This is a genomic window from Haemophilus haemolyticus, assembly GCF_003352385.1.
In the GTDB taxonomy this organism is placed as follows: domain Bacteria; phylum Pseudomonadota; class Gammaproteobacteria; order Enterobacterales; family Pasteurellaceae; genus Haemophilus; species Haemophilus haemolyticus_I.
Window position 1 is genome coordinate 1,299,696 of sequence record NZ_CP031243.1, and the last position, 23,092, is coordinate 1,322,787.

The window sequence follows — 23,092 nt, forward strand, 5'->3', positions numbered from 1 at the left end:
CTTTAAATTTATAAATCCATCAGTTATTCATCAACAATATCAGTAAATTCTGCACCTAATACTTTTGCTAAATCTTGTGGCGCAATTTCTACACTTAACCCACGTTTTCCGCCTGAAACATAAATCGTTTCAAACTCAAGTGCGGTTGAATTTATCACGGTTTTAACGCGTTTCTTTTGACCGAGAGGGCTAATCCCCCCCACAAGATAACCTGTACTTTTTTGCGCCGCATCTTTATCCGCCATTTCCACTTTTTTCACACCGATAGATTTTGCTGCTTTCTTTAAATTCAGCATATTGGCCGTTGCAAGCACAAAGCAAGCGAGTTTTTTCTGATCGCCATTTTCCGCTACAAGTAAGGTTTTAAAAGAGCGGTTAGGATCAATGCCTAATTTTTCTGCCGCTTCATCACCAAAATGTTGATTGTTTGGATCATGATCATAAGTATGCAAGATAAAAGGAATTTTTTGTTTTTTAAGTAAATCAATTGCAGGTGTCATTATTTCGTTCCTGGTTTTGGTGTAAAATAATGCCGATTATTTTACAGCGGAGAGAAAAATGGACGCAACCTTAAATATTGCGATAGCAGCAGAATTTGAATTAAGTGAAAAAATTGTAGAGCGTTTAGAACAAAGTGCGCTTGAAATTAGTAAAATTTCTATTGTTGAAATGATACCTTTTGAAGAAGAACAAAATATTCGTTTTCGCAATAAAGGCGTTGAACAACTTTCTCCAAATGAAGTTGAGTGGGCTGATTTTAATTATGTCTTTTTTGCAGGAAAACTTGAGCAAGTTGCCCATATTGCGCAAGCAGCAGAGCAAGGCTGTATTGTCATTGATATGTTAGGCGTTTGCAGCGCGCTTTCGGATGTGCCCGTTGTTGTCCCAACGGTAAATGAATCACAATTATTTGAACTGAGACAACGTAACATTGTTAGCTTGCCTGATCCACAAGTAAGCCAACTTGCTTTAACCCTTGCCCCGATTTTACAAGAGACGAATCTTAATCAAGTGTTTGTCACTTCTTTATTGCCGGCTTCTTATACGGATGCTGAAACCGTGACGAAACTTGCGGGACAAACAGCCCGTTTATTAAATGGTATTCCATTAGACGAAGAAGAAACGCGCTTAGCATTTGATGTTTATCCGTATCAAGCACCTAGTTTATCGAATCAATTACAACGAATTTTTCCGCAATTAGAGCGTGCCACATTCCATGCAATCCAAGTACCTGTATTTTATGGATTGGCACAAAAAGTCACCGCACTTTCAGATTATGATTTCGACTATCAGCCTCAAAATAGCGAGCTTATTGCTTTAGAAGAAACCTTAATTACGCCTGTACTTAATGGAGAACAAGAAAATGGCGAAGAATCAGTAAAACTTCATTTAAGCCAAATAAGTGCGGTAGAAAATGGCGTAGAATTTTGGTCTGTGGCAGATGAACAACACTTTAATCTCGCCTTACTTTCAGTGAAATTGTTGGAAGGAATTTATCAGCAAGGTTATTAATACCAAGAAAATTAAGGAGAAGAGTATGCAAAATATTCTATTTATTATCCATTCATCCCCTTATGGTGATGAACATTTTTTTAGTGCATTACGTTTGGCGTTACAGTTGCAAGAGCAGCATAAAAGTGCGGTTAATTTAAAAGTATTTTTAATGTCTGATGCGGTAACTGGCGGTTTAGCAAAACAAAATCCAGCAGAAGGGTATCATTTACAACAAATGTTGGAAATTTTAACGGCACAAGGGGCAACAATTAAACTTTGTAAAACCTGTACAAATGCTCGTGGTATCACTGAATTGCCGTTGGCGGAGGGCGTGGAAATCGGCACGTTAGCAGAGCTGGCAGACTGGACAATGGAAGCCGATAAAGTATTAAATTTTTAATTTTCTCGATAGATAAAGGAAACCCGCCACAAGTGCGGGTTCTTTTTTGCTTATTTTGTTGCAGCTTTCATTGTTTGAACAAATTCAGCTAATTCAGCTAAACATTGCTCGTGATTATCTAAATTTCGCTCAATAATTTTCACCGTTGCCGAACCTGAAATCGCACCCGCAGCCCCCAAAGACAACGCTTCTTTCACTTGCTCTGGTTGAGCAATGCCGAAGCCTTGTAAAATTGGCGGGGCATTATGCGCCTTAAGCTGTTCTACAAGGGTATCTAAATTTGCTGCGTGAGCTTGATTTTCAGCACTGGTTACGCCTGCGCGTGAGACTAGATAAGTATAGCCCTCGCTATTTTCGGCTACACCTTGGATCGTTTTTTCGTCTGCATTTGGCGGGCAAATAAATACTGATTGAATGCCGTGTTTTTTAGCTGCTTGCACATAATCTTCTTTTGCCAGTAACGGAATATCTGCTACAAGCACAGCATCAACACCAACTTCTGCACAGCGTTGATAAAAAGCATCTAAACCTTTAGCAAAAATTAAATTGGCACAAAGTAATAAGCTAATCGGAATTTCTGGATATTTTGACCGCACTTTTTCTAATAACTTAAAGCTATCTTCAGTGCTATGACCCGCAGTTAAAGCACGATTATTCGCAGCTTGGATCACCGGGCCATCAAGTAGCGGATCTGAAAAAGGAAAACCAAGCTCTAAAGCATCCGCACCGTTATCTACAAGCGTACAAATAATCTCAAAAGAGCGGTCAAAAGTAGGGTCACATAAGGTGACGAAAGGAACAAATGCTCCTTCATTTTTTGCTTTAAGCGCAGCAAATTGAGTTTCAAAACGGCTCATTATTTCATTCCTTTTTCTGTCAAAATTTTATCTACGGTGAAAATATCTTTATCGCCACGGCCAGATAGATTCACGACTAAAATTTGTTCTTTGTTAGGTTCTTGATGAATCATTTTTAAGGCTTGAGCAAGAGCGTGTGAGCTTTCTAATGCAGGAATAATGCCTTCATGTTTAGCTAACTCTTGGAAAGCATTCAATGCTTCATCATCGGTAATACTTGGATATTCTGCTCGTCCAATACTTTGTAAATAAGCATGTTGAGGCCCAACAGAAGGGAAGTCTAACCCGGCTGAAACAGAGTAGGATTCCTCAACTTGACCATCTTCCGTTTGCATTAAAGGGGATTTCATCCCGAAATAAATGCCAACTTTTGCATGACCTAATGGTGCGCCATGTTCACCGCTTTCAATACCTTTCCCAGCAGGTTCAACGCCAATCAAACGTACATTTGGTTCATCAATAAAGTCAGTAAACATGCCAATTGCATTCGAACCACCGCCAACAGCAGCAATTACCGCATCAGGTAAACGACCTTCTCGTTCGAGAATTTGGCGTTTAGTCTCAATCCCAATCATTTTTTGAAATTCTCTCACAATCGTCGGGAAGGGGTGAGGGCCTGCAGCGGTTCCAAGTAAATAATGGGTGGTTTCATAGTTTGCTGACCAATCACGCATAGCTTCACAACAAGCGTCTTTTAAAGAGCAAGAGCCTTTTTGTACAGGAATCACTTCCGCACCCATTAAACGCATACGAAATACATTTGGCGATTGACGCTCAACATCTTTTGCGCCCATATAAATACGGCATGGCATATCTAACATAGCACAAGCAAGGGCAGTAGCAACACCATGCTGACCCGCACCTGTTTCGGCAATAATACGCGTTTTGCCCATACGTTTAGCCAATAATATTTGTCCTAAAACTTGATTGGTTTTATGAGCGCCACCGTGTAATAAATCTTCACGTTTAAGATAGATTTTCGCTTTAGTACCTTTTGTTAGGTTACGACAAAGGGTAAGTGCGGTCGGTCTTCCGGCATAATTTTTGAGTAAATCTTGAAATTCACGTTGGAATTCAGGATTGTCTTTCGCTTCGACAAAGGCTTTCTCAAGCTGTTTAAGCACTGGCACGAGTATTTCTGGTACATACATACCACCAAACTCACCAAAATAGGGATTTAAAAGAGTTTCTGACATTGTGTTTCCTTATTATTTTAATTTGAATTTCTTGCCACATTAAGTGGTGCAAAAGTTTGTGCTGTTGGCATCACTTCAATGCGATTAATATTAACGTGTTCTGGTTGCTGATTGAGCCATAAAACCATATTTGCAATATCTTGTGGTGTGACGAACTGTACGTTTTCATAGACTTTTGCCGCGCGATCATCATCGCCCTTAAAACGCACATTAGAAAATTCTGTTCCGCCACAAAGCCCTGGTTCTACGCTAGTAACACGGATATTTTTACCCGCCAAATCTGCACGTAAATTTAAGCTGAACTGTGTCACAAAAGCCTTTGTACCACCATATACGTTACCGCCTGGGTAAGGGTAGGTACCTGCAATTGAACTTAAATTAATAATATGGCCCGTATTTCTTTCTACCATTTGAGGCAAAACGAATCGAGTAATATTCACCAATCCTTTAATATTGGTATCAATCATTTGTTCCCAATCATCAAGATTCGCTTTATCGGCAGATTCTAAGCCAAGAGCCAATCCTGCATTATTAACGAGTAAATCAATATTTTTCCATTGTGTAGGTAAAGATTTAATTGCTTCTTCAGTGGCTAGTCGATCAGATATATCGAAAGCAAGAGGAAGAAATTTTTCACCCAATTCAGCTTTTAGTAAAGTTAAACGTTCGGTACGACGGCCAGTACCAATTACAAAATATCCAGCTTGAATAAGCGTTCTACAGATTGCAGTACCAAATCCTGCGGTAGCACCAGTAATAAGGGCAATTTTAGACATCATTCTCTCCTTTTTATTTACGATATCTTTATACTACTACGCTAGTACAAAAAAATATAGGAGTTTCTGAAGAAATTTGAAGAAAAAGACAGGAAAATAAAAGCAAAAAAGTGCGGTGAAATTCCACCGCACTTTCAAAATTAATGATGATGGTGTTCTGGTTTTGGTGGGAGTTTAGCCAATCCTTTACCAACTGGTAAAATTAATGTGCTATAGCTTGCAGATTGCTGACAAATTTGTTGATCTGCAAATGGTGTTTTGTGAATGACTTTAATTTTCCAAATACCATCAATTAATGGAATGATATTCACACGTCCTTGACTATCTGTTTTACCTGAAAAACCTTGTGGTTCACGATGGCTTGTACTTGCTTCAAGATCTTTCACGACAATAGTATCAGCGGTTGCAATTACAGTTTCGCCTGCTAATGGCTGATCTTGGTAGAAAATTTGAACAGGGAACGGTTCACCTGATTTCGCTTTGCTTGGATCACGCAGAGGAACAATTTCAAGCGGTAAACCTACTCTTGTCATTGCCATTTCTGCATTTAATGGCTTTTTACCAACTGTAACAAGACTTTTACCAAACATTTGAGTTTGTTCGCAATAAGTTGGATTTTCTAATCCTTTCAAATTATCCATTTTCCAACCTTCAGCATTTTGTGACCAAAAAGTTGGTTTGTAAGTCGCCGTCACCCAATAAGAACCATCAGACAATGCTTTCTCTGATTGATATTGATAGTTTTCACCTTTTTGAACTAAGGTTTGTTTTTCACCATCTTGACGAATAATTTCCATTGGTGCAAAAATTTTCAAACGTGCTTCAGGAATTTTTTCTACGTAAGGGTAGTCCCCATAAGCTAATTCTGCTTTTAATACAGAACCAGATGCCAATTTTGCAGGCGCTTGAACCCAAACTTCATGAGCTTGCGCTGCACCAGCTAAAACCAATAAACTTGCAATTAATGTTTTTTTCATACCTTTCCTTAATAAAAAATAGAGGTGAGCATTTATAAAATGAGCGCAAATATTAAATGAAAATAACTATCATTTAAATAGTGGTTTAGAGAAAATTTCAAATTTGTGATCAAGATCACAAAACATTTGTATAACGCATAAAAAAATTCCCTAAAAACTTAGTACTTAGGGAATTTCTAAATGTAGATGGCTGTTATTACTCGTCTTTTTTAGATGGCTTAATACCTAATAAATTACAACTTAATTTACTAATCACATGTTCCGCAGTATTTCCCAATAATGCAGCTGACAAACCTGTACGACCAACTGTACCTAAAATCACTAACTCAGCTTCAATTTCTTTTGCGACTTCAGGAATCACTTCTTCTGGAAAACCTTCACGCACATGAGTATGGTCTTCACTAATACCAAATTTTTGACGCAATGCTTTCATATTAATGAGATGTTGACCACGAATACCATTTTCATAGCCTGAAGTATTAAATTCTGGTAAATCAATCGCCATATTGATTGGAGCAGAAGGGTAAGCTGCAACTAAGTGAACATTACCACGATTTAGATTTTCAGCAAGTGACATGCCTGTTTCCACTAATTCTTGATTAAATTCATCTTGATAGTCTTGCTCACCTGAAACATTTACTGCCACAAGAATACGGCGTTGATGTTTCCAATCGCCATCGCGAACCATCAAAACAGGAACAGGGCATTTACGAAGAAGCTGCCAATCCACTGGTGTGAAAATAAGTGAGGTAAAACTTTCCTCATCTTTAGTATATTTCACCACAAGATCATAATTGTGACTTTCGACTTCTTCTTTAATCGCCTCAGCTTCATTGCTATTCCAAACAATGTGAGATTGCAATTCAATTTCCGGATCTGCATATTTATCTAAGTAATATTGAACCGCATTGCGATGTTTTTCGATTACTTGTTGATGCATTTCTGAACGTTCTTCAGAAGAAAGTAAAGCCGACATTTCATAAGATAAGTCATATACAGATAAAAGTGCGGTGATTTTTACCTTAGTTTCATTTTTTTGTTCTTTCACCAAACGCACGGCACGCGCAAGAGCATATTGTTTTTCATTTTCAGGATTGAGAACAACCAGGATATTTTTAAATTTCATAACAACCTCCAAAATTCACCATAGAATAAGAAAGAATCTTTTGAATGGCAAGGTGCGATTTTCAAAAAGGTGATCTAGTGCAAAATTTATTTTTAATGAATACAAAAAAGGCGTAAAATTCACGCCTCAAAAATTATTCAACTAATGTTATTTTGGTTTTATTCGTGCCAGTTAATTCAATTAAAGCATTGAGATCATTAATTGTAATATATTTTCCTTGCACTGTAAGAACGCCTAGTTTTTGAAAGCGTCCCAATAATCGACTGATAGTTTCAACTGTTAACCCTAGATAGTTGCCGATATCACCACGCGTCATCGTTAAACGGAATTCTTTAGCTGAAAAACCACGAGCAGAGTATCGTTTAGAAAGATTATGAATAAAAGCAGCCAAACGTTCTTCAGCATTCATTTTAGACAGTAATAAAATCATTTCTTGATCACTTTTAATTTCATTACTCATTAAGCGCAGAATTTGTTGGCGCAATTTTGGCATTTTACCTGCTAAATCATCCAAAATATCATAAGGAATTTCACATACCATTGCGGTTTCTAAAGCTTGAGCAAAACTAGGATGTTGCATTTGAGTAATTGCATCAAAGCCAACTAAATCACCAGGTAAATGAAATGAAGTGATTTGTTCTTCGCCAGATTCGCTAATAGTGTAGCTTTTGATCGTACCAGAGCGAATTGCATAAATTGAATTGAGGGAATCACCTGCTTTAAAAAGAACTTGTGATTTTTGGATAGGTTTCTTTCGTTCGATAATATTATCAAGCTGATCTAATTCATGTTCGTTCAGCGTAAAAGGAATACAAAGTTGACTAATACTGCAATCCTGGCAATGAATAGCACAACCTCCCGATTGAACCCGGCGTCCTGCCTTGGTTTCTGTAACGAAATTTTTCATGTAAGCCTCAAATATTTCGAAAAATTAGTGTAAAATTGATCTAACTCAATAATTATACCACTAAATAGTCATTTTAAGAAGAGTAAAGCATTATGGCAGCAGAAAAATTAACAAAAAAAAGACTGATTCAGATTTTAATCATGTTATGTATTTTAGTTATTGCATTTGTTTGGCGATATTTTTAAAAAACCAGAAAATCCTTGCTCATTTTTAAAACAAATGAATTGTTTCTAATAAATTTTACTTGTCACACATTTATATATACGTATAATTCAACACCATTAAGCCTGGGTGGCGAAATTGGTAGACGCAGCGGATTCAAAATCCGCCGTTGAATAAACGTGTCGGTTCGAGTCCGACCCTAGGCACCAATGTAAATGAAGTCGTAAATCACGAGGGGAATCAATGGTTTACGGCTTTTTTATTTGTGCTTTTTTTGCTAACTTTGTCATTTTCTGCAATGACATTTGACGTATCAAATGATGACTTTGACGTAAATTTGACGTATAAAAATAAGCCTAGTGTAATACTAGGCTCATAAATATTTTATGTTCTTAGACTAAGCTTCAGTAGCAAGATTACCTAAATCTTTATCAACTAAGAATAAACCTTTACCATCTTCGCCAAGAAGATTCAATTTATCCAAGATACCGCTGAATAATTTTTCTTCTTCATGTTGTTCTGCTACATACCATTGTAGGAAATTAAATGCAGAGTAGTCTTTTTCTTCAAAAGTTTTACCTACTAATTCATTGATTTTACTGGTAATCAATTTCTCATGTTCATAAGTAATTTCAATCACTTCTTTTAATGACTTATATTCGTGTGATGGAGCTTCAATTGCAGAAATTAGAGCAACTGAGCCTGTCTCATTTAAATAAGTGAATAATTTACGCATGTGTTGCATTTCTTCAGCAGCATGAGCTGATAAAAATTTTGCAGCACCTTCAAAACCTTTTTGCTCGCACCAAGCACTCATTTGTAGATATAAATTAGAAGAATAAAATTCCAAGTTCATTTGGTCGTTTAATAGTTTTACTACATTTGCTGATAACATTTTATTTCTCCTATCTATTATAAAGTTGCTAACTCACGATCAATAAAGAACAATGCTTTACCATCTTCGCCAACAAGGTTAAATCTATCAATAATTCCACTAAATAATTTTTCTTCTTCGTGCTGTTCTGCTACGTACCATTGTAAGAAGTTAAAAGTAGAGTAGTCTTTATTTTCAAAAGTAACTTCAACTAATTCATTGATTTTGGAAGTTACTAATTTTTCATGTTCTAAAGTTGTTTCAAATACTTCTTTTAATGAAGAATAATCGTGTTTAGGTGCATCGATTTTTCCTAGAAGCGGCATACCGCTAGTTTCACTTACATAATTGAACAATTTTTGCATATGTTCTAATTCTTCATCTGCATGACGAAGTAAAAATGCTGCTGCACCTTCATAGCCATGAATTGAGCACCATGCACTCATTTGTAAATATACATTAGAAGAGTAGAACTCTAAATTTATTTGGTCATTCAGCTTGTTTGTGATGATTTGATTAAGCATAACTAATTCCTTTCCATTTGATTGATAAAGTGCAATAAAACTTGACTTGCAATTCTCATTTTAAGCTTACAAATGAGAATTGCAAGTTTTTTATTAAAATAAAATTCATATAACCAATTAATTTTAAAAAGAAAATTTAAAGGTAATTATTCTCATTTGAGTAATCTTAGGCGCATAAAATAATTACAATGTCACAATTAAAACTAAAGATGTTAAATCTACTAGCAAATCTTCTATCAATTTATTCAGATTTCACATAGCGCAATCCAAATTCAGAGTTAAATATTATTGCTTTAACTTTTGAATAGAGAAGAAGCAGAGTATCCCTTTTTGACCACATCACAAAAGTTACTTTTATACTTATATAATTTAACATAATATACATTATGCGAAATTAGTTATTAGGTTAGCGAAAACTACGGATTAAATAAATCACACAGTTATGCACAAGTCACGGATACTAGTAAAACAAGACAAAATAAGGCTAGATAACACGTTGTAACGCGATACTTTATCGTTTTATTGAATGGTTAGGTTAAAATGTCAATGAAATGTAAAGATTATCTATGTTCAAGCCTGAGCTTGTAACTTGATAGAAAAACCTACATTTATATATAATTCCAACTTAGTTAGATAGAAAGGAGTCAGCATGACTGATAATAAAAATGAAATTATTAAATGCCCATTCTGTTTTACAGAATCAGAAAGAGGTATTAAGGTTTGCAGAGGTTGCCAAGCTACAGTTAAGTATGGTGAAAGTTTAATACCTTATTTCATCATCTCATTAATTATCAGCGTTATAGGTGCTTATTTCACCTTACGTTTCTTGGGTGAACATATTTTTACGTCTATACAAAATCTAAGTGGATCTGCAGGCTTTAGCCTTTTTGGCATTCTTGCATTTATTCTGTTTATTTTATCTATGTACATTTTGCTTATTTATGTCAGAAGCCCTGATGCAAGAAAAAAAGTGATGTTCTATAGAAAAATGCCTAAATAAAATATGTATTCGAGCGTTTCGCATTAAGTCCTGTAAGTAATTCACTATCTCTTTGTTATTTACAGGGGCGAATTTAATGTGGTGATTTTTTGAAAAATAGCACGCGCAAGATGTTCATTTTTTCAAATCAATATCGCTGATACCGGCGCTGCAGCCGCTGCGCCTACCGTCAGGGGAAAATGCACAGCATTTCCCCCCAACACCCCCACCCTAACGGTGCTATAACAATGAATGCTGCTATAACCACTGAAATACTTAAAAAAACAGATTGCCAACTAAACTCTTCTCAATTAAAGCAATGTTCCGCAAATACTTCATATAGTAGATTATCTTTATCTGATAGGATTCAGAAAACTAAGCTTTCAAAATTGCCTGTTATTGATGAATGGGAGCAGTTTATTTTTGAAGAAATATAATGACTCTTGTCTAGCTAGTTCTTCAAGTAAAACATAATAAAGTAAAAGCCACAAAGCGCAGGAGTATAACTCCTTTACCCTTTGTGGCTTTTACTTTATGAAATTCAATTAGATCATTTTAACTTGCAATAAAATTACAATGTCTGTCTTAGTGTTTGATTTAGATTTTCCCGTCAAGAAGCCTTTCGCAAGAATGAAAAACCTGTTTCACCCTCTGTTAATTTGTTTTCAGCCAGTCCGCCTAAAACCACAACATCACCACTTTTAAGCGTAACATCAGTAACAATATCGCGTTTAATTAGTGTTGGCGATTGATTTACGCCCGTATCCGTCTTCACAAAATTAGAAAGTTGTTGATTGATTTTTAAGTCTATCGCATTACTTTTAATCGTTGGTTGTATATCAAAGATCACACCAGAAGAACGATATTCAATAGATTGAATAGGTCTGCCGTCCTGATAGGTAACGTTTGATAAAACAGGCACATCAGAACCTACTGAAAAATTCCCCTTTGAACCTGATTTCACACGCAACGTTGGGCTACTAACGACTTGAAAGCGTTCATCAGTGCGAAATAACTCAATCATTGCATCCAAATTCCCTGCATTAACTGTAATAAAATTTTCATAGTTTTGTTTATAACCAATGTCGATACCCAGTTTTCCCGATAGCAATTTTGCCAATAAATTAATTCCGCTTCCTTCTTTGGCAATGTCCTGTACTTCAAAAACATAACCCGTTACAACGACTTCACGGCTTGGCGTATCAACCGATTTTAAAACCGATTTAATTCTTGCAATATCTTCCGCTGTTCCATAATAAACGAGCTTATCACCACTTGCCGAGACTTGCCCCTCTCCTTGTAAAAACTGCGCAAGATATTCTGTATCACGATGAACAGGATTATAAACAAAACTGTGTTTGATAATTTTGAGCGGTTTTGGCTCAATATGCGCAAGATAAACTACGCCATTTTTCTCATAAACTTTGATGTTCATGTTATCAAAATAGCGCGTAATAAACTGGTTAAAATCTTGGTTTTCCGTAGTATGGAAGCTAATTAACCGTGTATCTGCCGCCAATTTTGGATCAAGCATATAAGGCTTTTCCAATACTTCATCATAAATCATACCAACAGCTTTAGGTAATGGCACTGCTTCAAGCTTGAAATCAACATTTTTTGCCTGCGCCACGCCATGCAGAAAACATAAAACAAAACATAAAATGTTACGTTGTAATTTCATTGTTTTACTCCAGAATAATAATTAACCCGTTGATTATCAATAAGTCCTTCCAGCATTCGACCCGTGAAATTAAAATTAGAACGCGGCTCCAGCCGTAAATTGCCTTGGTTATCAGCCAAAATCACAAAGGCTTTTCCTGATTTTTGTAACTCCCCTGTTATTCGCCATTGCGTTGATAACGGCGACGTCATTTGAAGTTGTGGCTGATTATTTAAGGGGATCGCTTCGACTTCCTTGTTTTCACTTAATGTCTGCTCTACTTTGGGTGCATTCTGTTCAGGTGGGGTAAAAAATCGAATGAGCTTATATAACGAAAAGCCGACAATTAGTAAGGCAAACACAGCAAAATATTTAATACTAGATTTATTCAGTGCATTTTGCCGTTTATCTGTGACTAATTCCCGTCCATTATCGGTTTCATAGCTTTTATAAAGTGGGAAAATAGCCTTGTCATACTTTTCCTGATAACTTGCCGTCTTTGCGGTTTTCCAACATTTATTACCTGAAAATACATCAACTCTATAGCGGTTTTTTAATCCAGCGGCAACCAATTTTGTCATTTTAAATGTCGTTTCAATTCGCTCTACAAGCTCTTTTTGTAAATTGGTTAAATCTTGATTCAAAATGACAAAATCACAAGAAATGCCGTTACTATCCGTAAAATGTCGGTGTTCTGATAAAAATGAAAAGTGGTTATCATTGATTTTTTCTTTCTTTGGGAAAAATCGCCACACTTCATCAATAATGATTAAATCTCCTGCTTTACAAAAGGTTTCAATATTATTATCTATTGCGTTCTTGTAAGGGTAAAAATCAACACCTAAGCATAAATCATTATCGACAACAACCAATTCACCTAAGTTATCAGGCGACAATTTTTTATCTTTTGATAGGCAATATTCTTCAATTAATTGTTTGTTTAATCCGTAAATATTTGAAACTACCCTACGCCCCGAAGCAATGGCGGGAATGATGACAGACTTCACCACTTCATAAGATTTGCCGTGTCCAGGTAACCCCACATAAGCCGAAATAGCCATAATGCCCCCTAGCCAATAATCGGTAAACGACGAATAATAAAACGGGCCAACATTGCCGAAATAACCAATGTTGTTCCTGTTGGAATTTGCAATATTGATAGAAAATACCAAATAGAATCAGGTAAACCACTAAATAACGCATTTAAATTTGGTATCTCTTTTGGCAAAAATAACTCAATCACCACAGGAATAAATTCCGTTGTAATAAAGAAAAGTGCGAAAAAAACAAAAAATTTTGCAACAATACCTTTAAAAGCAAACCCAAGAAAACCACTAAATAAACGTAAAATTAAGCTACCCATTTTATTCCTTATGCACTCAATAAAATTCTTAATGCGACAATTCCCCAAATAAGCAGCATCAAGGAAGTAATCACGGCTTTATTTTGCTCTACATATTGGCAATGCTTATCTAATCGAACATCAATATTTAAATAATCAATATGCCCTTCCCACGTTGGACACTGCACAGCACGATCGGCTAAATGAAAATTCTTGAGCTGCGGAAAAAACTGATTAAATGGCTCTAAAATTTGCATTGCGGTAGGTGCTTCAAGTTCAGGATATTCAGGCTCCCCTTCAGCGTCATCGTCATTCTTATCAGGTCGTATATTATGTGATGGATTAGGTAATTGTTTAGGAGAGGACATTGGAAAATCTATTTGATTTCCTTTACCTGCTTTAGTAAAAAGATCTGCATAAGTCGGAGTAATGCCAAGCTTATTTAAAACCTGTTGTACTTCAGCTGCTGTAATTGGATAGGATGAGGCAAATGGAATGCCTGAATAATCAGGTTGCATCGCTGCTGACATTAATAATGCGTTATATAACTGTGCCAATTGTGTCGCTGTTAAAGGAGTAGTATAGAGATTTAAATCTAATTCACTAATTGAACCTAATTCTTTTTCTTTTAATGCCGTTGATGTATCACCAGTAAAATTATTATTAATTTCAATTGTAATAGATTTTGAATCTGTTCTTGTAAACTCCTCATAATCTGATGGCTTAGGTTGATTGAAAGAATAAATAGTGTTCGTTCCTGTGTTTCCTTCTAAAACAGGATTAAAATTTGAAGATAAAGATTTATAAGTCCATGTATTACGTACATCTGCATAAATGGTATTCCCAATTAATTTATGTCTTAGATATTTATTTTCTACAATTGTTTGAGATTCTAAATAACTATATTTACTACCTTCAATGCTTATCTCTGTATATTTATCCTCACTTTTAACACTAGAATCTTCTTGAACACCATATTCTGATAATAGCGAAATTGAATTTGATTGAGCATATTCCCCTGTTTTTAACTCGTAATAATATTTATAGTGATTATCTAATATATCGGATTTATGTATATCATCTTTACCCTCTGAAATCTGTACCTTATCTTTAGAATACTGATAAATTACAGGGGATTTGGAACTAGGCATAGCCTTTACAATTTTTGTTTCTCCATTAACATTTATTGCATAACGCCCATCTGATAAAAGAACAGCAGAGGGTTCAAAAGTGACCCCAATTTTACTATTGCTTTCTACGTTTAAATCACTAAGAGTAATCGCCCCAGATGTTAAAGCCAAAGCAACCCAAGAAATATCTTTTGCATGACGCAATGTTGATGTAGCACTTATCGCAAATGTTGAATCATTTGCAGCAACAGTGCCTAATGCTCGATAAGTTTGTGCAGCGCGCATGCCTATTGCTGCCTCATTTGCTGCTAAAAAAGCAGCATCATTTGCGGCAGCTTCGCCCGCAATCGATACAGCTGCTCGTCTTGCTATAACACGTTCAAAAACTTGAGTAATAACTCGAGCAGCAAGCGCGGGATTCGCATACACCTGATAAGGGAAATACAAAATATTAAGAATCAAACTTAAAATAATTAATCGTTTAATCCAATTACCACAACCCAACCGCATATGACACCCAGTAGAAAATAAGCTAAATCCCATAACATACGCAATCCAAAGAATAAAGGGGATATCAATCCCCTTATTATTATTTTCCAAATAGCCCTAAAATAAAGCGAATGCCCATTTTTGCAATACGTGGCCCAATTAATACACCTCCTGCTGCGATAATTCCAGCAATCACCGTTGAAAAATCAACTTGATTAAGCATACCGGAAACATCGATTTGTACTTTTTGTGCCGATTCACTACCAGCAAAAGCACCAACGGAAGATCCAAAAGCTACAGCAGCAATGAGATATTTTTTTAAATCTGACATAAGAAACTCCTTATATTGAGTTAAAATGATGCGCTTATTTAAAAATTGCTATCACTGCCCCTACAGATTTAGCGATTAAGTAAAAAATAAGCACAATACCAAATGAAAAGCCAAAACTATCAGTATGATGAATAAAATCACCAACTGAAAAGTCTTGATTTTCATTTCCTGAAAGTGCCACGGATTGAAGTTTTACTGCCTCTATCTTTGGCACTTTCAAAATCACATCATTACAACCATCTCCACCGAAATTCATATAAGGGTGACAAAACTTAGTTGTAATTTCTATTTCATCGCTCATTGTTTTAATTCTTCAATAAGCGAACTTTCATCAAAATTATAAGTAATACCTTTACGACCATTTTCCATAGCCCATTCACGAGGATAAACAAGTACCATAACCACTTTATCCTTTAAGCGATTAATCGTATTTCTTAACGCATCATTCATAGAGCGATCATCAATCTTAATTTCTTGAATTGATGTGTTATAACCGCCATAACCATCAGGTTCTTGTAATTGAACCCCCATGTTATGACGATCTTTTACTTCTCCAGTCTCTCGATTAGTGAAAGATGAAGATTTATAACCTTTTAAGATACCTACAATATAAAATCCGGTACGCATAATTAATTTCTCCTAATTAATGATGAAAAGACTTATTTATTAAACAACAAAACGTAACTGAGGAGCGTTACTTGGAAATTGATAAAAATCAGGGGCTTTAAATGGTCTTACAATGATATTTTCACAAGATATAACTCGAACAGCCTGAAATTTCTCAATATCACATGGATTTGCAATATCAATTCCGATTTTTCTAAGATTTGCTCGATGACGCTTGAATGTTGCGGAAGACAAATTACTCAAATCTTCACCTGAAGACCAACGCATAGCATAAAAAGCTGATGTGTTAGCTTTTCTTAAAGAATCAACAACTCCATTTGATACTAATTGCTCTGCTATTGTTTCTAATTTAATTTCGCTAACATTTAATTTTTTATACATATCAATAAACCCTTGATGTATTGTTTCTAGCTTAGAAAAATCACTAATACCCCAATAACATAAATTTTCACGCTGTAAATATCTCGCTTTTAGTTTCTGCTCAAAACGTACTACGCCATTTTCTTTACAATATTCATAAACATTTTTGAAATATCTAAACTCTTGTGATTCTTCACCAAATTTACGCTTAATCTTGTCATAAGAATGAACTTGCATTTCTTCGTGTTTTATATAACAACTTGGATAAATTAAATTGGCATTTCCTTTTTCACTAAGCCAATCCGTGGTGCAACCATTTGTATGAAGTCTGCCAATAGAATTTCTATAACGCATCTGTGATAAGGCTTTTAGAAATGTACGCTCATTACCCTTACCAACAGCTTTATTAGTAGTAATATCTAAACGTTTAATGATTGCGCCATTAGAAAATTTTGAGACCTTAGAACCATCTTCTCCTTGGCGATAAAAAATTTCAGTGCAGCGAGTAAAGATTGGTAATTTAAGAGAGGAAAGAATTGAATTAAAACAGGAAACGCAGCTATCTACAGTATCAAAACCAAAAACATTTTCTACTCGCCCCCATCTACTTGGATTGCCAGCCATACGAATAACTGAACCTGAAATTTTTAAACTTACTTCGTCGCAATAACTGCCCTTATGATGATATGTCCCAGTCTTAATACCACTTTGCATTTCCCCTGTATCTAAATGAATTCCCACTAAACCAAAATCAAAAATAGAAAGTAAGACTTCATTAGGAATATTAATTCCAAAGTCTTGTTCTATTTCTAACCAGTCAATAAAGAAATTCATTACACACGCTCACAGTATCACAAGTGATAATAAAATAAATCAAAAATCATTTGTGAGCAAGTGAAATGTATCACAATGAAAAAAATATTTTTGTGAGCTATGATATAGAATCACAGATGCATTATTTGAGTGAATAAAAGTATGAATAAACGAAAAAATCTAGGTGTTCCTGCCGAAACACATATGAGAATTGAAAGAGTGGCAGTTGAAATCACCGCTAAAACAGGTAAAGTGACCAAATGGACTGACGTTGTTAACTTTATGATAGAAAACTATCTTAATGAAGCAAAGCTAGATATGATAGGAAAACTTGCTCCAAATTCTAAAGAGGCTTTTATTTCAAGAGCTATATATAGAGAAAGAGAATAAATATAAAAAAGTATCAAGTTTGATACCAAAGTTCGGGTGTTACAATGAAAAAAATATTTTTGTGAGCTATGATATAGAATCACAGATGCATTATTTGAGTGAATAAAAGTATGAATAAACGAAAAAATCTAGGTGTTCCTGCCGAAACACATATGAGAATTGAAAGAGTGGCAGTTGAAATCACCGCTAAAACAGGTAAAGTGACCAAATGGACTGACGTTGTTAACTTTATGATAGAAAACTATCTTAATGAAGCAAAGCTAGATATGATAGGAAAACTTGCTCCAAATTCTAAAGAGGCTTTTATTTCAAGAGCTATATATAGAGAAAGAGAATAAATATAAAAAAGTATCAAGTTTGATACCAAAGTTCGGGTGTTACAATGAAAAAAATATTTTTGTGAGCTATGATATAGAATCACAGATGCATTATTTGAGTGAATAAAAGTATGAATAAACGAAAAAATCTAGGTGTTCCTGCCGAAACACATATGAGAATTGAAAGAGTGGCAGTTGAAATCACCGCTAAAACAGGTAAAGTGACCAAATGGACTGACGTTGTTAACTTTATGATAGAAAACTATCTTAATGAAGCAAAGCTAGATATGATAGGAAAACTTGCTCCAAATTCTAAAGAGGCTTTTATTTCAAGAGCTATATATAGAGAAAGAGAATAAATATAAAAAAGTATCAAGTTTGATACCAAAGTTCGGGTGTTACAATGAAAAAAATATTTTTGTGAGCTATGATATAGAATCACAGATGCATTATTTGAGTGAATAAAAGTATGAATAAACGAAAAAATCTAGGTGTTCCTGCCGAAACACATATGAGAATTGAAAGAGTGGCAGTTGAAATCACCGCTAAAACAGGTAAAGTGACCAAATGGACTGACGTTGTTAACTTTATGATAGAAAACTATCTTAATGAAGCAAAGCTAGATATGATAGGAAAACTTGCTCCAAATTCTAAAGAGGCTTTTATTTCAAGAGCTATATATAGAGAAAGAGAATAAATATAAAAAAGTATCAAGTTTGATACCAAAGTTCGGGTGTTACAGAACTCCCGAACTTACATAGAGCATTATTTGAACAGTACATATGGAGATATAATATGACTAAAAAACAAAAAAATCTTTTTAATGTCGGTGATATTGTCAAATTAAAATCAGGAGGACCTGATATGACTGTGCAAGCTGTCGAAAAAAGCTCCTCAAGTTTAGCTATTGATGCATCAAGAGAATTCAGTGGGTATTACACCTGTCAATGGTTTGCCGGAAAAAAATTGGAAAAAGGGCGATTTCCTGAGGAGTCTTTGGAAGGTGTCAATAAATAATATAATTTCGTGGATGCTTTCTAAGCTAGAAAGAGAGACCTGTTTGTACCAAGATGATGTTGTTGATTATTTAGTAAAAAATAGCTTTGAACAATATCTAGTTGAGAATAGCGAAGGAAATCTAGTTCTTAATCGAGAATTGTTAGAAGAATTTAAGAAATGCTCGAAAAATGATGTTGTTTGGGTAAGAAGTGGGTTCTATTGGAGATGGAGAGTACCTGAAGATGAATCAGGGCGTATAGCTAGAGGTTAAATATTAGACTATTTCATAAAAAATAAAATTAAATTCTATCATAAAAAATAACCGGCAATGACAATTTGCCGGTTATCACCTTCTATAAAATTGCCTTGATGCCACAGGGCTAAAAACCTTAATAAATTCATCTTTATCTATTGGCACAGTGGAATTCTTCAACTCTTTCAAAAATGCAGCCAAATGCTCACAAAGATCAAACCTAGCTTGAGTTTCTTCGGGCGTATAAAATCGTTTTGTATCAAATCTGATCTCTATCGTATCTAACGTGCAATAAACTCTATAATCATCAGCCTTTAGTAACCTAACTGCGTTTAGAAAGTGTATAGGTGTTATATCTTTCAATATAATATTTGCCATAAAATCAAATGTTTAAATATAAAGGTGCACAGATTTTCATAAAGGTGCACGGATTTTGAAAAAAGTGTACAAATTTTAATAAAGATAACCAATTTCGCATAATAGCGGATTATGTGTAAATTCTTGCGCGGTGCGTGCGCTATTATACCGCGCTTCGAATTGTAACATAATCCGAAAAACCATTATGCGAAATTAGTTATCAGGTTAGCGAAAGCTACGAACTAAATAAATCACATAGTTATGCACAAGTCACAGGTACTAGCAAAACAAGACAAAATAAGGCTAAATAACACGTTGTAACGCGTTATTTTATAGAGTTATTGAATGGATGAATTTAAATGTAAAGACAATGTAAAGGTAAAATAAACTAAATCTATGTGATTACGCTACGTAAAATCTGAATAATTTTGGGGATAATTTCCCAGAAAAAAACACAAAAAAAAGCACGTTTTTCTTAAAACATACTCTTTAGATAAAAAGTGACAACGTATCGACTAACCTAGTAATTTTATACCGTATTCATATACTTGTTGTAATAAAGATAGTTTTTCAGGATTATCTGAATGTTCCTCTGCTAAACGTTGTAAACTTGATTCAAAATCTACCGTGCTTTTTTCAAGTTTATTCTGTCGGTATTTTTGCCATTTAATTTGTTCAGCGCGTGTGAGGGTTTTATAAAAATGACGAGCGCGATAATGGAACAATAGTTCAGGGATACGTTTATCTTCAAAAGCTAAACCATGTTCAGCTAATTTTTCTGCAGGTAAACTACGTAAAATAGACATATTATTTTTATCAGCATTGCTGAAAAAGCCATTGTATAGCTCAGTTTCTACGTTATCATTCAATTCAAATTGGCGTTCTTCATTAAAAATATCCGTCACTTTTTCTCTAATATCAAAAGATGCTCGTAATTTTGCAAGATTATCCAAGCATAATTGACGATCAATACCCAATCGATTTGCTGTTTCTGGTAACAAGGTTTTGGCTGGCGCTAAAATAGGACATTTATTGATATGCACAAGCTTTAACGGAACAGATGAAACTCCTCTTTCTTCTAATTCAGATTTTTTGGTATATAAATCTGTCCGTAATTCATCCGCACTTTTGGCTAATAAATTATCGATATCGCCAGTTAAATCACAAACAATGAGTGCGTTTTGATTTGTCGGATGCCAAGCTAAAGGTGCAACCCAAGTGCAATTTCCACGATAATTCCCTAACATCCCAGAAACATGCACTAAAGGCGCCATTGCACCTGTATCAACCAATTTTTCGATTTCTTTCTTACCTCGGTTTTCAAAGAAATATTGGAATAATTTAGGCTGTTTTTCTTTAATTAATTTCGCCATAGCAATAGTTGCATATACATCCGCCATAGCATCGTGAGCATTTTCATGCTCAATACCATTTGCTTTAGTGAGTTTTTCTAAACGGAAACTTGGCATTCCATCATCGTCATAAGCCCAATTAATCCCTTCTGGACGCAAGGCATAACAAGCTCGTACTAAATCTAACAAATCCCAGCGTGAATTCCCGTTTTTCCAACTGTATTCATAAGGATCAATAAAATTACGATAAAACGTATAACGCGTCATTTCATCATCGTAGCGAATATTGTTATAGCCCATGACACAAGTATTGGGTTGGGAAAATTCTGCTAAGATATTTGCGGCGAATTCAGGCTCAGAAAGCCCCTTTTCATTACATTCTTGTGGTGTAATTCTCGTCACCATTACGGCTTCAGGAGCCGGTAAATAATCATTGGTTTGTTTACAATAAAACATTATTGGTTTACCAATGATATTAAAATCAGCATCTGTGCGAATACCTGCAAATTGCGCAGGGCGATCTGTTGCTGGATTTACACCAAAACTTTCATAATCGTAAATAAAAAAGCTGAAATCTTTTGCCATGACTACTCTCTTTTACGCGATAATTTTATCTAAATAATATAGGCAGAAAATAGCCGATAAACTAAAAATAATACCTAGCCAATTTAGCTTACTGATTTTTTCTTTAAAAGCTAATGCGCCTGTTATCGTACCTAAGCAAATTACGCCAATGTTCATTCCCGCGAAAACAAGCGTCGGATTTCCAGCAAAACTTTGATGGGCTTTTATGTAGAATAAAATATTAAAGAAATTCAATACACCTAAAACGATGCCACCAATTACACTTGATGCTGTCCATTGGACACGTTTTAAGAATAAATAGATAAACATAACGCAAGCTGCAAGCGAGAAGGAAATAAACAATGTTGCAGGGAATGCACCACCGCTTTTCGCAACTTGTTTGAATAAAATATCAATAATGCCATACCCAAACCACACGCCGATTAATCCTAAAACACCTTTAAAATTGACCGCACTTTGCCCTTGGGTTGGCTTAGTTAATAAACAAAATAAACCAATAAAGGCTAATACAACGCCAATGATTTTAGATTGGCTTAGTGTTTCATGAAAAATTAAAAACGCTGCTAAAATGGGAAGAAATAACGAAAGACGTTGTGCTGCATCTGAACGTACAATTCCAGCAAACTCCACCGCTTTTGACATAATAATAAACACACTAGGTAACAATAAACCTAGCGCTAAAAAAATGGGTGAGTTTTCGCTTTGTACGATGTAATCAATAAATTCTAAACCTTTAAAATCAGGTTTGAGTAAAAAATAACTGAAAGTGATGGCTGTAATGTAGTTGAATGCGATAGCTTGTTCAATAATGATATTTTTTTTACGAGCTATTTTAAGCAAGACTGAAACCGCTACGCTGCAAAGAATGGCAAGAATAAGATTGTGCATTTATTAATCCTTAATAGCTTGTTTAATTAAACTCATAATGTATTCAAGATATTGGGTGCTTTCAATGGTGATTTCATAATCTCCATTCCCCCAGTGACCAGTATTAGATACATTTTTTGCTAAATTTTTAGGATCATCTAACTCTCCATAAGGAAGATTAATCCAAATTTTTAAATTCTTTTGTTGGATACGAATATCTGCAATATTTCGATCTTTTTTGAATGCAATGTAAAGTTTTCTGGTATTAATTTCGATATCAGGATCTAAATTTAAAATGCCTTGTTTAAAATCTTCGTATAGTTCTTGAATAAAATCTGATTTATCACTTAAGTGATCAGATTCTTGATAAACTTTTATTTCTTTTAATGTAGAAAATTCTTCATTTTTTTCAATAGAAACAGCTTTAATATTCGATGCTGATTTTGATTTATTAATAATATTGAGCGTAATAATATCATTATCAAAGCGATTAACTTCCCATAATTCAATAGGTAAATCTTTAAAATTCGTGGCTTGAATTTGGAAATCATTAAAAGCAGGTGAAACAAAAATCACCTTAGATTGTGACCAATCCACATCATTTCTTTTAAGTGGGAATTTTTGCTTTTCATTATATTCCACAATAAAATCAGCTTTGTATTCAAGCATCAAATTAAGATAAGAAACCCCTTGATCAACCACACTAGAATTTTGTTGTCTTTTATATTCAATAATGACAAAGGCTTGAGTTTCAGGATCAAAAGCTAAGGTATCAATACGTGAATTTTTAATAGAAAATTCCGAGCGAATAAAAATATAGCCACTTAATAAGGTAAGATTTTCTTCAAATAAACGCTGAATATCCTTTTCCAGCTTAAATTTTTGCTGCTTCAGTTGTGATAATTGTCCTTTTTTGGATGTAAAGATTTTCATTATTCCTTCCTTAAA

The 23,092-nt window shown here is 34.8% G+C and carries 28 protein-coding genes, 1 tRNA gene and 1 pseudogene; 10 read left to right on the top strand and 20 right to left on the bottom strand.

Going from position 1 to position 23,092, the window contains the following annotated elements; translation table 11 throughout:
* Window positions 1-23: 23 nt before the first annotated feature.
* Window positions 24-500 (bottom strand): Cys-tRNA(Pro) deacylase, encoded by a 477-nt coding sequence (gene ybaK / locus DV428_RS06415; protein WP_005631703.1) that lies wholly within the window; start codon window positions 498-500, stop codon window positions 24-26.
* 58 nt (window positions 501-558) lie between these two features.
* Here ybaK and DV428_RS06420 point away from each other — a divergent pair, with 58 nt between their 5' ends.
* Window positions 559-1,512, top strand: coding sequence for an oxidoreductase (locus DV428_RS06420; protein WP_114909105.1), 954 nt, complete (start codon window positions 559-561; stop codon window positions 1,510-1,512).
* Window positions 1,513-1,537: 25 nt separating this feature from the next.
* Window positions 1,538-1,894, top strand: coding sequence for a DsrE/DsrF/TusD sulfur relay family protein (locus tag DV428_RS06425; protein WP_065246195.1), 357 nt, complete (start codon window positions 1,538-1,540; stop codon window positions 1,892-1,894).
* Between the two features lie 50 nt (window positions 1,895-1,944).
* On the opposite strand, the gene trpA is transcribed toward DV428_RS06425, so the two are convergent.
* From trpA to fnr, 6 genes are all read right to left on the bottom strand, one after another.
* On the bottom strand, window positions 1,945-2,751 hold the full coding sequence (gene trpA, locus DV428_RS06430; protein WP_114909106.1) for a tryptophan synthase subunit alpha: 807 nt from the start codon (window positions 2,749-2,751) through the stop codon (window positions 1,945-1,947).
* Window positions 2,751-3,947: a tryptophan synthase subunit beta gene (gene trpB, locus DV428_RS06435; RefSeq protein WP_114909107.1), complete on the bottom strand. Its 1,197-nt coding sequence runs from the start codon at window positions 3,945-3,947 to the stop codon at window positions 2,751-2,753. Before trpB ends, trpA begins: the two co-directional genes overlap by 1 nt.
* Window positions 3,948-3,964: 17 nt before the next feature.
* Complete coding sequence (locus DV428_RS06440; RefSeq protein WP_114909108.1) at window positions 3,965-4,723, bottom strand: SDR family oxidoreductase; 759 nt, start codon at window positions 4,721-4,723, stop codon at window positions 3,965-3,967.
* Between the two features lie 140 nt (window positions 4,724-4,863).
* Entirely contained in the window at window positions 4,864-5,700 is an 837-nt protein-coding gene (locus DV428_RS06445) for a DUF4198 domain-containing protein (protein WP_114909109.1), read from the bottom strand.
* 196 nt (window positions 5,701-5,896) lie between these two features.
* Window positions 5,897-6,826, bottom strand: coding sequence for a universal stress protein UspE (gene uspE / locus DV428_RS06450; protein ID WP_114909110.1), 930 nt, complete (start codon window positions 6,824-6,826; stop codon window positions 5,897-5,899).
* A 133-nt stretch (window positions 6,827-6,959) separates the two neighbouring features.
* Complete coding sequence (gene fnr / locus DV428_RS06455) at window positions 6,960-7,733, bottom strand: fumarate/nitrate reduction transcriptional regulator Fnr (protein WP_005644732.1); 774 nt, start codon at window positions 7,731-7,733, stop codon at window positions 6,960-6,962.
* Between the two features lie 285 nt (window positions 7,734-8,018).
* Here fnr and DV428_RS06460 point away from each other — a divergent pair.
* Window positions 8,019-8,104 (top strand) — tRNA-Leu (locus tag DV428_RS06460).
* 188 nt (window positions 8,105-8,292) lie between these two features.
* Here DV428_RS06460 and ftnA (DV428_RS06465) read toward each other — a convergent pair.
* Window positions 8,293-8,790 (bottom strand): non-heme ferritin, encoded by a 498-nt coding sequence (gene ftnA / locus DV428_RS06465; protein ID WP_005637808.1) that lies wholly within the window; start codon window positions 8,788-8,790, stop codon window positions 8,293-8,295.
* Between the two features lie 17 nt (window positions 8,791-8,807).
* On the bottom strand, window positions 8,808-9,293 hold the full coding sequence (gene ftnA, locus DV428_RS06470; RefSeq protein WP_114909111.1) for a non-heme ferritin: 486 nt from the start codon (window positions 9,291-9,293) through the stop codon (window positions 8,808-8,810).
* 649 nt (window positions 9,294-9,942) lie between these two features.
* Here ftnA (DV428_RS06470) and DV428_RS06475 point away from each other — a divergent pair.
* Window positions 9,943-10,293: a hypothetical protein gene (locus tag DV428_RS06475; RefSeq protein ID WP_114909112.1), complete on the top strand. Its 351-nt coding sequence runs from the start codon at window positions 9,943-9,945 to the stop codon at window positions 10,291-10,293.
* Window positions 10,294-10,817: 524 nt separating this feature from the next.
* Here DV428_RS06475 and DV428_RS06485 read toward each other — a convergent pair.
* The 8 genes and pseudogenes from DV428_RS06485 to DV428_RS06520 all read right to left on the bottom strand — a co-directional run bounded on the left by DV428_RS06485 (window position 10,818) and on the right by DV428_RS06520 (window position 17,045).
* Window positions 10,818-11,953, bottom strand: a pseudogene (locus DV428_RS06485) (type II secretion system protein GspD).
* Window positions 11,950-12,993: a zonular occludens toxin family protein gene (locus DV428_RS06490; protein WP_114909114.1), complete on the bottom strand. Its 1,044-nt coding sequence runs from the start codon at window positions 12,991-12,993 to the stop codon at window positions 11,950-11,952. The pseudogene DV428_RS06485 and the gene DV428_RS06490 overlap by 4 nt, the downstream one beginning before the upstream one ends.
* A gap of 8 nt (window positions 12,994-13,001) precedes the next feature.
* A complete protein-coding gene (locus tag DV428_RS06495) occupies window positions 13,002-13,295 on the bottom strand; it encodes a DUF2523 family protein (RefSeq protein WP_114909115.1) in 294 nt (97 codons plus the stop codon).
* An 8-nt stretch (window positions 13,296-13,303) separates the two neighbouring features.
* Window positions 13,304-15,004: a hypothetical protein gene (locus tag DV428_RS06500; RefSeq protein WP_239993697.1), complete on the bottom strand. Its 1,701-nt coding sequence runs from the start codon at window positions 15,002-15,004 to the stop codon at window positions 13,304-13,306.
* On the bottom strand, window positions 14,994-15,224 hold the full coding sequence (locus DV428_RS06505; protein ID WP_114909117.1) for a hypothetical protein: 231 nt from the start codon (window positions 15,222-15,224) through the stop codon (window positions 14,994-14,996). The genes DV428_RS06500 and DV428_RS06505 overlap by 11 nt, the downstream gene beginning before the upstream one ends.
* 34 nt (window positions 15,225-15,258) lie before the next feature.
* Window positions 15,259-15,525 carry a hypothetical protein gene (locus DV428_RS06510; protein ID WP_114909118.1) on the bottom strand — a complete coding sequence of 89 codons (267 nt, stop codon included), beginning with the start codon at window positions 15,523-15,525 and terminating at the stop codon, window positions 15,259-15,261.
* A complete protein-coding gene (locus DV428_RS06515; RefSeq protein ID WP_102704449.1) occupies window positions 15,522-15,851 on the bottom strand; it encodes a DNA-binding protein in 330 nt (109 codons plus the stop codon). Before DV428_RS06515 ends, DV428_RS06510 begins: the two co-directional genes overlap by 4 nt.
* Window positions 15,852-15,890: 39 nt before the next feature.
* Window positions 15,891-17,045, bottom strand: a complete 1,155-nt coding sequence (locus tag DV428_RS06520; protein WP_114909119.1) for a phage/plasmid replication protein, II/X family — start codon at window positions 17,043-17,045, stop codon at window positions 15,891-15,893.
* Window positions 17,046-17,186: 141 nt separating this feature from the next.
* Here DV428_RS06520 and DV428_RS06525 point away from each other — a divergent pair, with 141 nt between their 5' ends.
* The 6 genes from DV428_RS06525 (at window position 17,187) to DV428_RS06550 (ending at window position 19,001) form a co-directional block, all read left to right on the top strand.
* Window positions 17,187-17,414 (top strand): hypothetical protein, encoded by a 228-nt coding sequence (locus tag DV428_RS06525; protein ID WP_114909120.1) that lies wholly within the window; start codon window positions 17,187-17,189, stop codon window positions 17,412-17,414.
* 110 nt (window positions 17,415-17,524) lie between these two features.
* The gene (locus DV428_RS06530) at window positions 17,525-17,752 is read left to right on the top strand and encodes a hypothetical protein (RefSeq protein WP_114909120.1); all 228 of its coding nucleotides are present in this window, start codon (window positions 17,525-17,527) and stop codon (window positions 17,750-17,752) included.
* 110 nt (window positions 17,753-17,862) lie between these two features.
* Window positions 17,863-18,090, top strand: coding sequence for a hypothetical protein (locus tag DV428_RS06535; RefSeq protein ID WP_114909120.1), 228 nt, complete (start codon window positions 17,863-17,865; stop codon window positions 18,088-18,090).
* Window positions 18,091-18,200: 110 nt separating this feature from the next.
* Complete coding sequence (locus tag DV428_RS06540; RefSeq protein WP_114909120.1) at window positions 18,201-18,428, top strand: hypothetical protein; 228 nt, start codon at window positions 18,201-18,203, stop codon at window positions 18,426-18,428.
* A 98-nt stretch (window positions 18,429-18,526) separates the two neighbouring features.
* Window positions 18,527-18,748 (top strand): YodC family protein, encoded by a 222-nt coding sequence (locus DV428_RS06545; RefSeq protein WP_114909121.1) that lies wholly within the window; start codon window positions 18,527-18,529, stop codon window positions 18,746-18,748.
* Window positions 18,735-19,001 (top strand): DUF6953 family protein, encoded by a 267-nt coding sequence (locus DV428_RS06550; RefSeq protein ID WP_239993698.1) that lies wholly within the window; start codon window positions 18,735-18,737, stop codon window positions 18,999-19,001. Before DV428_RS06545 ends, DV428_RS06550 begins: the two co-directional genes overlap by 14 nt.
* A gap of 854 nt (window positions 19,002-19,855) precedes the next feature.
* Here the strand turns inward: DV428_RS06550 and sbcB are convergent.
* The 3 genes from sbcB to DV428_RS06570 are packed head-to-tail and all read right to left on the bottom strand — an operon-like array spanning window position 19,856 to window position 23,077.
* Complete coding sequence (gene sbcB, locus DV428_RS06560; RefSeq protein WP_114909122.1) at window positions 19,856-21,277, bottom strand: exodeoxyribonuclease I; 1,422 nt, start codon at window positions 21,275-21,277, stop codon at window positions 19,856-19,858.
* Between the two features lie 12 nt (window positions 21,278-21,289).
* Window positions 21,290-22,165, bottom strand: coding sequence for an EamA/RhaT family transporter (locus DV428_RS06565; RefSeq protein WP_114909123.1), 876 nt, complete (start codon window positions 22,163-22,165; stop codon window positions 21,290-21,292).
* A gap of 3 nt (window positions 22,166-22,168) precedes the next feature.
* A complete protein-coding gene (locus tag DV428_RS06570) occupies window positions 22,169-23,077 on the bottom strand; it encodes a DUF5655 domain-containing protein (RefSeq protein WP_114909124.1) in 909 nt (302 codons plus the stop codon).
* Window positions 23,078-23,092 lie beyond the last annotated feature (15 nt).